Origin of the sequence: Moraxella porci DSM 25326, assembly GCF_002014855.1 — a bacterium.
Taxonomy (GTDB): Bacteria; Pseudomonadota; Gammaproteobacteria; order Pseudomonadales; family Moraxellaceae; genus Moraxella; species Moraxella porci.
Map to the genome: position 1 here is coordinate 1 of NZ_MUYV01000003.1, position 11,782 is coordinate 11,782.

Genomic DNA, 11,782 nt, shown 5'->3' on the forward strand with positions numbered 1-11,782 from the left:
AACGAGCAGTAACTTCAAGCACAAAAAAATTCAAGCAGTCTTTTTTGTACTTTTTTACTTAGTTTACAATGGGTTATCTTCATAAAACTAGTATAACATGAGAGTTATTCTAGTACAGCCCCTTAATTTTAGGACTGATAATAATCAGTTGCAAACAAAGGAAAACAGAAATGAAAGAGAAAATAATTAAAACAAACGGCATTGAACTCTGTACGGAAAGTTTTGGAAATAAGAAAAATCCAGCAATCCTTTTGGTAGCAGGTGCAACCGTATCAATGCTGTATTGGGACACTGAATTTTGCCAACAATTATCTGAAAAAGGATTTTTTGTTATTCGTTACGACAACAGAGATGTAGGAAAATCCACTAATTATGAACCAGGTTCTACTCCATACGATATTGTTGACTTAACTAATGACGCTATTTCAATATTGGATGGCTACAAGATTGACAAAGCACATTTTGTGGGGATTTCTTTGGGCGGACTAATTTCTCAAATAGCATCAATAAAGTTTGCCGACAGAGTTAACTCCTTAACTCTTATGTCATCAGGCCCTTGGGGAGACTCAGACCCAACTATACCTGAAATGGACACGAGTATTTTAGATTTCCATAGTAAAGCAGGTACAGTCAATTGGACAAATGAAGACAGTGTGGTAAACTATTTAATTCAGGGTGCAGAATTAATGAGTGGCAAGAAACAATTTGACAAACAAAGAAGTGAAAAACTGATAAGAGCTGAGTTCAATAGAGCCAACAATTATATAAGTATGTTCAATCACGCTGCATTGCAAGGTGGTGAAGAATATTGGAACAGATTAAACGAAATCAAACAACCCACCTTAATTATCCACGGAACAGACGACAAAATTTGGCATTATAAGAATGCAGGTTTTTTACTAGAAAAAATAAAAGGTTCAAATCTAATCACCCTTGAAGGTACAGGACACGAATTACACGTTGATGATTGGAAATCAATAATTGATGGAATAGAAAAACACATAAATGACTGATAAACAAAAACAACGACCCGCTAACAATGTATATAAAAAATAGGCGAAACAGTAGTAAATTCAAGGCTTTTGGCTCGTATTATACTTTGTGCTTAACCGAAAATTTGGCACTTCGAAATCGCCTACTTTTCATATACTAACCGTTGGCGGTAATGTAAGAAAACACTAGAATATGGAATCATTTGACACATTGGTTGAAGGAATAAATGAACTAAAAAAACAAGGTTATGCAGAAGATTTTAACCTTAAACAAAATTGTATTGAATGTAGAAACGGAGAATACAAAATCTTTCATAAGCTGAATTTACAATCCAAGTGCAACAAAAAAAAGAAGTACTCATCAACTAGAATATAATTTTGTTTCCACACAAAAACCACTTCCAAATGATGAGTACTTCCTATCAACATCTTACAATAAACGAGCGAGAAAAGATAATGATTTTACTCGCACAGGGCAAAAAACAAGCAGAAATTGCCAAAGCACTGGACGTAGCTCCAGCACCATTTCTCGCGAGCTGAAACGACACGCTCTAGAAAGCTACAGTGCAACGAACGCACAAAACAGCTATTTGAAGCATCGTCAAAATAGCAAAGCACAGCGCAAATTAGAGCAGCCTGAATATTTCAATTTGGTGCAAGAAAAGTTTCTGACAGAAAACTGGTCGCCCGAACAAATCAGCGCACGATTAAAATTGGAAAAATCTGAATTATCCATTAGTTATTCAACCATTTATCGTGGTATTTATTCAGGGTTGTTTGATATAGGCGAACGCAAAGCCAGTCGCAAACTGCGCCACAAAGGCAAAACACGGCATACAAAAAATCATCATGAAAAACGTGGCAAAATTCAGATATCCAACCATTTGAACGACCGTCCCATTTCGGCGCAAAATCGCAGTCGCTTTGGACATTGGGAAGCCGATACCGTACTGGGTAAAGCGGGTGGAGCTTGTTTGCTGACGCTGACGGAACGCAAAAGTCGTTTTGAGTTGGTGAAGAAAATTCCTGCCAAAAAAGCCGAAGCAGTCCAAAAAGCCATGATTGAATTGCTGGATTCACATATATTGCGGTCAATTACGCCAGACCGTGGTAAAGAATTTGCCCAACATCGTTTGGTAACAGAAGCACTGGGTGTAGAATTTTACTTCCCCGAGCCGCATCAACCGTGGACACGGGGAACGAATGAAAATACAAATGGGTTACTTCGTGAATACTTTCCGAAGCACCAAGACATCAATCAGTGGAGCGAAGTTGATATTCAACAGGTGATCAATAAACTGAATTTACGACCGCGTAAATGTTTGGGTTGGAAAACACCTTATGAAGTTTACTTCAAAAAAACGTTGCACTTGGTTTGACAATTCAAGCAATAAAAAAAGATGCTATGTTAAGCATCTTTTTTATTGGTCATCTGCTGTGCTTTTTTGGGGATTTTTTGGACAAATTTTTGCGCTTAGTCATCGGATCGATGATCAGCGGCCGATAAATCTCCACGCGATCCCCAGATTTTAAAGGTGCATCAAGCCGCGTTTTTTGACTAAATATGCCGACATACCAAGCCGAATGTCGAGGCTCGCTGTGTTTATTATCTTGCGCCCAAGCCCAAAACTCGGCAAAATCAGGATCCTCCATCCAGCCCGATGCCATCAGCGCCTCAAACACACCTGTCCCCAAAGGCAGCATCAGCTCTGTATAATACTGCCGACCCGAGTCAGGTACGGCAGCGATGGCGATTGCAATCATGCCAGCCATTCGATGACCAAGCCAACAACTGCGATGATGATGGCAATCGGCACCACGATGCGTACCAATACGCGCCAAAGATTATAGCGCATCTCACTGCTTAGATTTAGCGTCTTGCGCAGATGACTGATTTTCATCACAAATCCTGAGAAAATCGACAGCATCAATACCGCCGCCAGACTCAAACAGATGATGACAATCAAGGTCATCTGCACAGGCACGATACTAAATAAGATCGCCAAAACCAACACCACAGCCGCAGCGACGATGCCAAAGCGCGCCATCAACTGCACGGATGCATAATGCAATAAAAACGCTGAAATCAGCAGCATGCCTAGGCTAGTCACCACAAATGATGGGATGGTGACCATCGAACTGCCCGCCAAAATTGCCAATGAACCAAAGATCAGCTGCGTCATCCAGACAGGAAGGATATAACCTGCCAAAGATTTTTTGGTTTGCATCACGCCAGGCGCTGTTGCCATACCACCAAACCAATACAGACCTGTACCCACACCGACGCATAGCAACGCCAAGATCACCGCGCGCGACCATTCACCTAGGCTTACCTCAGTCATCACAGGCACGCTCACCGAGCTATCAAATAACGAAAGCAATGAGCCTAACAAAATCAGCAGCACGCCGACCAAGAGCAGTCGCGTCTTTAACAAGCTTAAAATCACAGCGATCACGCTCAGACCTGCGGCGATGCCTGCCATCGGTATGCCAGACGACTGAAGCACTGATGGAAACTGAGCGGCAGCACCCAAAGCAATACGCCCTGAGATATTGGCCGAGATGAGAATGGCCACCACCACCGACAACAATGCAAAGCCGCGCCATGCGATACTGGCATCTGCTTCACGGGTCAGTTTTTGCATGCCTTGCCACGGCATGTCCGCTGAACGCGCTGAGAGCGCAAATTCAGCAAATAACACAGGCAATCCAACCAGTGCCATCGCCGCCACCCACAACAGCCAAAAATCCAACTCGCGCGCCATGTTTGGTGCGACTTGACCGATGAATAATAAAGGCAAGGCGCACGCCACAAAAAATACCGTATATCGATGGAGCATAATCTTTACCATTAAAAATTTGAACTATTCTACCACAAAAGTCCCTGCAAATGCACACACCCCAAAAGCACAGGCTTTTGGGGTGTGTTAAATGATGCAATCTTAAATCAAAAGACCACTTGTAATCATCTTGTGATCAGTGAACAGCTGCCAAGAATTCAGACAAAATCTTGATGTCGCGATCAGACAGACGCGCTGCAACCATCTGCATCATGCCTTTCTCGCCTTTTTTGGCAGAGTCGTTGGTACGAACTTCCATATCAGATGCTACTTCATCTTCACGACCCGCAGCACGGAAGAGCTTTAGCTGGGTTGCCAAATAGCCTGCATGCTGACCACCTAAGCGTGGGAATGCTGCATAGGCATTGCCTGCGCCTTTTGGATCATGGCAGCCTGCGCATGGGATAACACCACGCGTCTTATCACCACCTAAGTACAACTTGGTGGCTTCTGCAACAGTTGCCTTGTTGCCATAACCTGGAGTCCAAGGCGCTTGGCTAGCATAATAACCTGCCAAGTTCGCCAAATCTTGCTGCGTTAGACCCGCCAGCTGTGCTTCCATGATACCATTGCGGCGTGCTTTGGTCTTATAATCCACCAGCTGCTTGTAGAGATATTTGATATTCTGACCGCCAAGGTTTGGCTGTGCAGGCACTGGGCTGACACCATTCGTACCGTGACAAGCAGCACAGTTCGCTTCCACGATGGCCTTGCCAGCTTCGATGTCATAGGCAGGCACAGGATAAGAAACGGCATAGGCTGACAGGCTGGCGATACCAATCCCTGAGGCGAGAGCGAATTTGGCTAAAGTTGCTTTTTTTGCAGGTTTCATAACAATTTCCTACTAACTTGGCTAAGTCTTGGGTGATGTTGTGGCTGAATGTTTAAATCCAGCGCATCTTTTTATCGATTAAAACCAATCATACTGGAATAACTTTTGCTATTATAGCAAGAGTTGGGCCAATTTTCCTACAAAAATTGTGGTTTTGGTAACATTTTTTTTAAAAAAGTGGCATTTTTAGTAAAAATTCCGTGATTTTAAGCCATCACAGATCCAAAACCCAGCCAAATTCACCCCAAAAAACGCTAATTTGAAGATTATTTACTCATATAATCGATCAAATTGGCCAAATCCTCATCGCTACAGCTTTGGCACAGACCCATCGCAGGCATTTGATGCTTGCCATCGTGTGCAGCTTTTACAAGTGCAGCTTGACCTTTTTGTTGGATGAGCTTTTGCCATGTTGCACTGTCGCCTTTTTTAGGCGCATTTAAAGCACCACTGTCGTGGCAAGTGGCACAGCTTTTGTTGTAGGTTTGGGCGATGTCGGCATGCACCAAACTTGCGGATGCCAATCCAAGCATGGCGATAAGCGATGTTTTTATCAATGTTTTCATAATTTTATCTTATTATGGTTGTGAGTGCTGCCATCTTAAGATGGTGGCTTAGGTTTCGTACAAGCGTACACATAGGTATTATTATGAGGGATTTTTAGGCAATTACAAGCAGATTTTGGTAACCAAAGCCGCATCCACTGCATGACAGTGCATCAGATGGATGATAATGCATAACTTTGCCTTTTAAAGCATGCTGCTTTCATGGTAAACTTAGCACATATTTTAAGATGATTAACCGACATGACTAGCCAAGATTTTTTAAAAAAAATCCATCAAACGCAATTTTTATTATCCGCACCAACCTTCAAACTCTGCCCTGCTGACACTGGCTATGAGGTCGCTTTTGCTGGACGCTCCAATGCCGGCAAGTCCTCAGCCATCAATACCATCACCCACCAAAAACAGCTGGCGCGCTCATCAAAGACCCCAGGTCGCACGCAGATGATTAATTTTTTTACCGTTAGTGATGAAAATGCGCGCATCGTTGATTTGCCAGGCTATGGCTATGCCGCTGTACCCGAAAGCATGAAAATCAAATGGCAAAAAGAGCTTGAAGAGTATCTGGTGTCGCGTCAGTCCTTGGTGGGGTTGGTACTGATGACAGACATTCGTCATCCACTCAAATACTTCGATGAACAGATGCTTCACTGGGCAAAAGATGGCGGCCTACCTGTGCATGTGCTGCTGACTAAGGCCGACAAGCTCAAGCGCGGCGCCCAAAAAGCTGCACTGCTCGCCACCAAAAAACAGCTAGAGGCGCTGGATTTGCCATTTAGCATCCAGCTGTTCTCTGCACTCAAAAAAGAAGGCGTGCATGATCTGGCTGCGGTATTGGGCGATTGGCTGCATTTGTCTGAGCTTGATGGTAATATCGCTACAGATGCCATCGCTGATGATGCAGCTGCCAGTTTCGATGGCACTCAAGCGGTGACTGCCAATGACTAAGGGGCTGCTGTATATTGTCGCCACGCCAATCGGTAACTTGTCAGACATCACCGAGCGCGCCATCAGTACGCTTAAGTCAGTCGATCTCATCGCCTGTGAAGATACGCGCACATCAGGCAAATTATTAAATTATTTTAACATCGCCACACCCACCATCGCTTATCACGAGCATAATGCCGATACACAGACAACAAAGATCATTGAGCGGATGGCTGCAGGCGATTCGGTGGCGCTCATCAGTGATGCTGGTACGCCTTTGGTGTCAGACCCTGGCTTTCGCTTGGTCAAAGCAGCGCACGAAAATGACATCACGGTCGTGCCGATCGTCGGTGCATGCGCGATGGTAGCAGCCTTGTCAGCAGCAGGATTGGCATCGGATAAATTCAGTTTTATTGGCTTTTTGCCTGCCAAGACTCACGGCCGTATCAAGGCGCTGCAAGACTGGCAAGACCGTAGCGAGACCCTGATTTTTTATGAAGCGCCGCATCGTATCATCGATAGCCTGACGGATATGGTGGCTGTATTCGGCGCACAGCGCGAGGCAACACTGTGCCGTGAGCTGACCAAGACTTTTGAGACCATCAAAAAGCTGCCATTGGGTGAGCTGCTTGAGTTCGTCAAAAATGACAGCAACCAACAAAAAGGCGAGATCGTACTTGTGGTAGCTGGCAATGAGCGCGCGCCTGCCGAACAGATGGCTTATGATGATTGGCTCATCGCCATCGCCAAAGAGCTGCCACCCAAAAAAGCTGCCGCCATCGTCGCTGATGTCACAGGACTCAAAAAATCTGCCATCTACGATCGTCTTTTGGCGCTACAACAGGTCAATTGATAGGTCAATTAATTTTTAATCGTTTAACTGGAGCATATCATGACACTAAAAAACTCTCTCACCGAAGCCGTCAAGTCTGCGATGAAAGCGCGTGAAATGGAAGTGGTGAAAATCCTGCGCAATGTGCAAGCCGCCATCAAAAAAGTGGAAATCGACAGCCAAACCGAACTTGATGACACTGCCGTGCTTGAGCTACTACAAAAACAGATCAAGCAGCGCCAAGAGTCATTGGATATTTATCAAGCCAATGGCCGTGAAGATCTGGCTGCTAAAGAACAGCTTGAGATTGAGGTCATCAGCCAGTTTTTGCCACCACAGCTTGACGAAGCCGCCCTCAAGGATCTTATTAGTGCCACCATCACCGAGCTGTCTGCCAGCAGCATGAAAGACATGGGTCGAGTGATGAATGCCGTCAAAGAAAAAACCGTCGGTCGCGCCGATCCTGCCGTGATCTCAGTACTCGTTAAACAAGCTCTTAGTGCCTAATCCCCTAAAAAACGCGCCACTGTTTGTCCATTGGCGCGTTTTTTAGCTTAAGTTTCGGATTTTGGAAAGCCATCATTTATTCCAAATGGCTTTGTATTTAGCCATCAGCTCATCAGGCGACTCGACACGCTCAGGGTCTTTGATGATGCAATCAATCGGGCAGACCTTATCACAGGTCGGCTCATCATAAAAGCCTATGCACTCGGTGCATAGGTCAGGGTTGATGACATAGGTTTTTTGACCTTTTTGGTCATAGCTGATGGCATCGTTGGGACATTCTGGCTCGCAGATATCGCAGTTGATGCAGTCGGTGGTGATTTTTAGTGCCATGGTTTAGCGTCTTTTATTTATTCGAGTTACATACGATTGCCTCATTCATCACTCACGTATAAATCGCCTCACTCACACTTTTCATCACCAGGGCGAATTTTAGCACTTCATGATCCATATCCTTAAACGGATTGGCGATTTGGCAAATCCAGCCAGAACCAAGCGCACCATCGATTGGCTCGCCTTTTTTGTCCCACATCTCGGTGAGCGTGTAGGTGATATTGCCTTTTGGTGTCATGATTTCGATGGTGTCGCCAACCATCAGTTTGTTTTTGACTTCTAGCGTGAGACGCTCATCACTGACGGTAGAGACTTCAGCGACGAACTGCTGATGGTCGGTCTTGGATGAGCCGTACTCGTAGTTTTGGTAATCGCTGTGTACATGGCGGCGTAAGAAACCTTCGGTATAGCCACGGTTGGCAAGCCCATCCAGTGCAGTGATGAGACTTGTGTCAAATGGCTTGCCCGCCACCGCATCATCAATGGCACGGCGATAGACTTGAGCAGTGCGTGCCACATAGTAGTGCGACTTGGTACGCCCTTCGATCTTGAGTGAATGCACGCCCATATTGACCAAATCAGGCACAAGCTCCACCGCACGCAGATCCTTGGAGTTCATGATATAAGTACCATGCTCATCTTCATACATCGCCATCAGCTCACCTGGGCGACCCTGCTCTTCGATCAGCACCACTTCATCGCTCGGCTGTTCGACATAGTCATCACCCATCACCATATCACCGTTTAGATTCACAGTGCCGATGGCATTAGTATCGGTAGCTTGATTTGGTACAAAGACTTGAGCGGTGTCCGTGCCTTGGGTGACTGGCACGATGTCGCCAGTTTCGTTTTCGGTGGCCTTGTAGGTGTTGTACGACCAGCGGCAAGCGTTGGTGCAGGTGCCTTGGTTAGCATCTCGCTTATTGATATAGCCAGATAACAGACAGCGACCCGAATACGCCATGCACAGTGCGCCATGGACGAATACTTCGATCTCCATATCAGGCACTTCAGCGATAATCTGCTCAATCTCTTTCATCGATAGCTCACGGCTGACGATGACACGGCTGACACCCATTTGTTTCCAAAATTTCACCGTCGCCCAGTTCACCGCATTGGCTTGTACCGACAGATGAATCGCCTGCTCAGGGAAAGCCTCACGCACCATCATAATCATACCAGCATCCGACATGATGAGCGCATCTGGCTTCATCTCAATCACAGGGCGGATGTCTTCGATAAAGGTCTTAAGCTTAGCATTATGCGCTTGGATATTGACCACCACATAAAACTGCTTACCCAAGCTGTGCGCATACTCGATGCCACGGCGTAGGTTGTCTTCATCAAAGTCATTATTACGCACACGCAAGCTATAGCGCGCCTGCCCTGCATAGACAGCATCCGCACCATAGGCGAAGGCGTATTGCATATTTTTGAATGTCCCTGCTGGGCAAAGTAGTTCGGCTTTTTTGGTTGGCTGGGTGGATTGATTGGCGGTTTGGCTCATCTTGGCTGCCTGTTTGGTTCTTTTTTAGAAAAATAAGAAATGCATTGGGAAAATATTACATAGTCGCTAAAAAACAAAATGAAACTAGGCGGCGAGCCGCAGATAGTACAAAATAGTACAGCAAGGCGAGCGGGCGCCGTATCATTTTAGTTTTTTAAAGACTATTATACCAAAAAATTCCTAGTATGCCACTAAGGATTACCAAAAGTCGTAAAATTCCCAAAACCCATCATGTGCTGATACGCTTTGGGAACATTACCTTGTGTTATCCTTTGATTATCCGTGATGCTCAGTATCCACGAGCGTAAGAGGATGGCAAATCTTGCATCTGTTGAGCTGTTTGCCCCAAATCACGCTGAGCATTCAGCCACCAATGCGGATCACGCAGCAGCCCACGACCGACCGCCACCAAGTCCGCTTGTTCAGACTCAAGCACAAAATCAGCAACCAACGGATTATCGAGCATACCCACGGCAATGACGGGCAAACCAGTAGCTTGTTTGATTGTATTTGCCAGACCCACTTGATAACCTGCCCCAAAAGCAGGATGATGCCCCTTGGCAAGGACGCCATCGCCACCACCGCTGACATGGATCATATCCACGCCTGCCTTGGCAAAACGCTGTGCCATCAGTACGCCATAGTCGATGTCATAGCCGTTTTCGCCGTATTCTTGGGCGCTGATACGGATGATGAGCGGCATATCGTCAGGCATGACGGCTTTGACCGCTTGGATGGCTTTTTCGCCAAACAAAAATTTATCCTGACCATAGTCATCATCACGCACATTGGACTTGGGTGAGCTAAATTGATGGATCAAATAGCCATGCGCACCGTGCAGCTCAATCACATCAAAGCCTGCTGCTACTGCACGGCGAGCAGATGCCGCAAAGGCAGCGATGGTATCGTCAATTTCTTGCACACTCATCGCTCTTGGGGTGATGAGATTTTGACCATCAAAATCAAGCTTGCCATAGTGGATAGCGCTTGGAGCGATGGCATCAGGGCAGTCTTGTGCCTTACGCCCTGCATGGGCGATTTGGATGCCGATTTTGGCACCTTGGGCGTGTACGCCATCGACGATACGCCCAAAGGCATCGGCCTGTTCATCATTCCAAAGCCCAAGACAGCGTGGCGAGATACGGCCATTGGGTGCAACATTGGTCATCTCAACGATAATCAGCCCCACACCACCGATGGCTCGGCTGACATAATGCACATAGTGCCAGTCATTTGGCATCCCGTCTGTGGCTTGGTATTGGCACATCGGTGGCATGACGATGCGGTTTTTGAGTGTCAAATTTTTTAGGCTAAATGGCGTGTGTAAATGGCGAAATGTCGGCATGAGTTTCTCTTGTTAATTCATCATAAAAAATGATTTGGGCTTATGGGGTAAAGATTTTAAAATCGTTTTCATAGCAATCCATCAAATCAGATTAAACTGCTGACTGATTGAGATCTTGGACGATATCATACAGCATCCGATAGCTGTTTTGTTGTAAGTTTTCGTCAAAAATATGACTCATCACCATCAGCTCATCGGCTTGATAGCGTGACTGGAAGGCTTGTAGCTGCTGGTGTACAGTCTCTCGACCGCCGACGAACGAGCAAGCGGTCATGTGCATGACGGCAGCTTTTTCGTGCGGCAGCCAAATGGCGTTCATATCATCGACAGGCGGCTGCATCGGCTGACCACGACCACGCACGACATTCAAAAATGACTGCTGCTGCGTAGTGGCAAGATACTGGGCTTCACGGTCGGTATCGGCAATGATGGCATTACAGCCGATGATGACATAAGGCGCATCCAGTACATCTGATGGCATAAAGTTGGTACGGTAAATGTGCAACGCTTCAGGCATCAGGCTTGGTGCAAAATGACTGGCAAAGGCATAAGGCAGACCAAGCTTGGCTGCCAAATACGCACTGTCAGTACTTGAGCCTAAGATATACAGCGGAACTTGGGTGCCAATGGCAGGGATCGCCTTGACATCACCCTGCACTACATCATCGCCAAAATATCGCTGCAAATCAGCGATATCCTGCGGAAATTGATGCGAAATATCATGCGCATGGCGTCTGAGTGCCGCAGCGGTCTTGGGATCAGTACCTGGTGCTCGCCCAAGCCCCAGATCCACACGATTTGGATACATCGTTGCAAGTGTCCCGTATTGTTCAGCGACCATCAATGGGCTGTGATTGGGTAGCATCACCCCACCGCTACCGACACGGATGCGGTCAGTCTGCGACAATGTATGGCCGATCAGCACTTGGGTGGCTGAGCTGACCAGCGAGCGGGTATTGTGATGCTCGGCGATCCAGTAGCGGTGATAGCCTACTTGATCGGCAAATTTTGCCAGTGCCACCATGCTGTCGATGGCATCTTTATTGCTTTGGCCTTGGCGGACGGGTGCTAGGTTTAGGATGGAGAGTTTGGTCGATTGGGACATGT

The 11,782-nt window shown here is 46.4% G+C and carries 12 protein-coding genes and 2 pseudogenes; 5 read left to right on the forward strand and 9 right to left on the reverse strand.

Annotated features, from left to right (window positions below; all coding sequences use genetic code 11):
- Window positions 1–83: pseudogene (locus B0681_RS10305) on the reverse strand (IS1595 family transposase); the annotation flags it as partial.
- An 87-nt stretch (window positions 84–170) separates the two neighbouring features.
- Here B0681_RS10305 and estT point away from each other — a divergent pair.
- The gene (gene estT / locus B0681_RS03585; RefSeq protein WP_014053561.1) at window positions 171–1,013 is read left to right on the forward strand and encodes a macrolide hydrolase EstT; all 843 of its coding nucleotides are present in this window, start codon (window positions 171–173) and stop codon (window positions 1,011–1,013) included.
- A 384-nt stretch (window positions 1,014–1,397) separates the two neighbouring features.
- A pseudogene (locus tag B0681_RS03595) lies at window positions 1,398–2,371 on the forward strand (IS30-like element ISApl1 family transposase).
- Between the two features lie 49 nt (window positions 2,372–2,420).
- On the opposite strand, the gene B0681_RS03600 reads toward B0681_RS03595, so the two are convergent.
- The 4 genes from B0681_RS03600 to B0681_RS03615 form a co-directional block, all read right to left on the reverse strand.
- Window positions 2,421–2,756 (reverse strand): RnfH family protein, encoded by a 336-nt coding sequence (locus B0681_RS03600; RefSeq protein WP_228143853.1) that lies wholly within the window; start codon window positions 2,754–2,756, stop codon window positions 2,421–2,423.
- A complete protein-coding gene (locus tag B0681_RS03605) occupies window positions 2,753–3,832 on the reverse strand; it encodes a hypothetical protein (protein WP_078317395.1) in 1,080 nt (359 codons plus the stop codon). The genes B0681_RS03600 and B0681_RS03605 overlap by 4 nt, the downstream gene beginning before the upstream one ends.
- A 136-nt stretch (window positions 3,833–3,968) precedes the next feature.
- Entirely contained in the window at window positions 3,969–4,664 is a 696-nt protein-coding gene (locus tag B0681_RS03610) for a c-type cytochrome (protein WP_078317396.1), read from the reverse strand.
- A gap of 266 nt (window positions 4,665–4,930) precedes the next feature.
- Window positions 4,931–5,230: a c-type cytochrome gene (locus B0681_RS03615; RefSeq protein WP_078317397.1), complete on the reverse strand. Its 300-nt coding sequence runs from the start codon at window positions 5,228–5,230 to the stop codon at window positions 4,931–4,933.
- Window positions 5,231–5,470: 240 nt separating this feature from the next.
- On the opposite strand from B0681_RS03615, the gene yihA reads away from it, so the two are divergent.
- The 3 genes from yihA to B0681_RS03630 are packed head-to-tail and all read left to right on the forward strand — an operon-like array spanning window position 5,471 to window position 7,493.
- Window positions 5,471–6,175 carry a ribosome biogenesis GTP-binding protein YihA/YsxC gene (gene yihA / locus B0681_RS03620; RefSeq protein ID WP_078317398.1) on the forward strand — a complete coding sequence of 235 codons (705 nt, stop codon included), beginning with the start codon at window positions 5,471–5,473 and terminating at the stop codon, window positions 6,173–6,175.
- A complete protein-coding gene (gene rsmI / locus B0681_RS03625) occupies window positions 6,168–7,007 on the forward strand; it encodes a 16S rRNA (cytidine(1402)-2'-O)-methyltransferase (protein WP_078317399.1) in 840 nt (279 codons plus the stop codon). The genes yihA and rsmI overlap by 8 nt, the downstream gene beginning before the upstream one ends.
- 39 nt (window positions 7,008–7,046) lie before the next feature.
- Window positions 7,047–7,493 carry a GatB/YqeY domain-containing protein gene (locus B0681_RS03630; RefSeq protein WP_078317400.1) on the forward strand — a complete coding sequence of 149 codons (447 nt, stop codon included), beginning with the start codon at window positions 7,047–7,049 and terminating at the stop codon, window positions 7,491–7,493.
- Between the two features lie 72 nt (window positions 7,494–7,565).
- Here the strand turns inward: B0681_RS03630 and B0681_RS03635 are convergent, their stop codons facing one another.
- From B0681_RS03635 to B0681_RS03650, 4 genes are all read right to left on the reverse strand, one after another.
- On the reverse strand, window positions 7,566–7,823 hold the full coding sequence (locus B0681_RS03635; protein WP_078317401.1) for a YfhL family 4Fe-4S dicluster ferredoxin: 258 nt from the start codon (window positions 7,821–7,823) through the stop codon (window positions 7,566–7,568).
- Window positions 7,824–7,875: 52 nt separating this feature from the next.
- Entirely contained in the window at window positions 7,876–9,330 is a 1,455-nt protein-coding gene (gene trhP, locus B0681_RS03640; protein ID WP_078317402.1) for a prephenate-dependent tRNA uridine(34) hydroxylase TrhP, read from the reverse strand.
- Between the two features lie 289 nt (window positions 9,331–9,619).
- Window positions 9,620–10,675 carry an NADH:flavin oxidoreductase/NADH oxidase gene (locus B0681_RS03645; RefSeq protein ID WP_078317403.1) on the reverse strand — a complete coding sequence of 352 codons (1,056 nt, stop codon included), beginning with the start codon at window positions 10,673–10,675 and terminating at the stop codon, window positions 9,620–9,622.
- Window positions 10,676–10,766: 91 nt separating this feature from the next.
- Window positions 10,767–11,780, reverse strand: coding sequence for an LLM class flavin-dependent oxidoreductase (locus B0681_RS03650; protein ID WP_078317404.1), 1,014 nt, complete (start codon window positions 11,778–11,780; stop codon window positions 10,767–10,769).
- Window positions 11,781–11,782 lie beyond the last annotated feature (2 nt).

Coding starts and splice junctions, on each gene's coding strand:
- yihA (WP_078317398.1), top strand. CDS start 5,471: ATGACTAGCCAAGATTTTTTAAAAAAAATCCATCAAACGCAATTTTTA.
- B0681_RS03610 (WP_078317396.1), bottom strand. CDS start 4,664: ATGAAACCTGCAAAAAAAGCAACTTTAGCCAAATTCGCTCTCGCCTCA.
- rsmI (WP_078317399.1), top strand. CDS start 6,168: ATGACTAAGGGGCTGCTGTATATTGTCGCCACGCCAATCGGTAACTTG.
- B0681_RS03615 (WP_078317397.1), bottom strand. CDS start 5,230: ATGAAAACATTGATAAAAACATCGCTTATCGCCATGCTTGGATTGGCA.
- B0681_RS03605 (WP_078317395.1), bottom strand. CDS start 3,832: ATGCTCCATCGATATACGGTATTTTTTGTGGCGTGCGCCTTGCCTTTA.
- estT (WP_014053561.1), top strand. CDS start 171: ATGAAAGAGAAAATAATTAAAACAAACGGCATTGAACTCTGTACGGAA.
- B0681_RS03630 (WP_078317400.1), top strand. CDS start 7,047: ATGACACTAAAAAACTCTCTCACCGAAGCCGTCAAGTCTGCGATGAAA.
- B0681_RS03650 (WP_078317404.1), bottom strand. CDS start 11,780: ATGTCCCAATCGACCAAACTCTCCATCCTAAACCTAGCACCCGTCCGC.
- B0681_RS03645 (WP_078317403.1), bottom strand. CDS start 10,675: ATGCCGACATTTCGCCATTTACACACGCCATTTAGCCTAAAAAATTTG.
- B0681_RS03600 (WP_228143853.1), bottom strand. CDS start 2,756: ATGATTGCAATCGCCATCGCTGCCGTACCTGACTCGGGTCGGCAGTAT.
- trhP (WP_078317402.1), bottom strand. CDS start 9,330: ATGAGCCAAACCGCCAATCAATCCACCCAGCCAACCAAAAAAGCCGAA.
- B0681_RS03635 (WP_078317401.1), bottom strand. CDS start 7,823: ATGGCACTAAAAATCACCACCGACTGCATCAACTGCGATATCTGCGAG.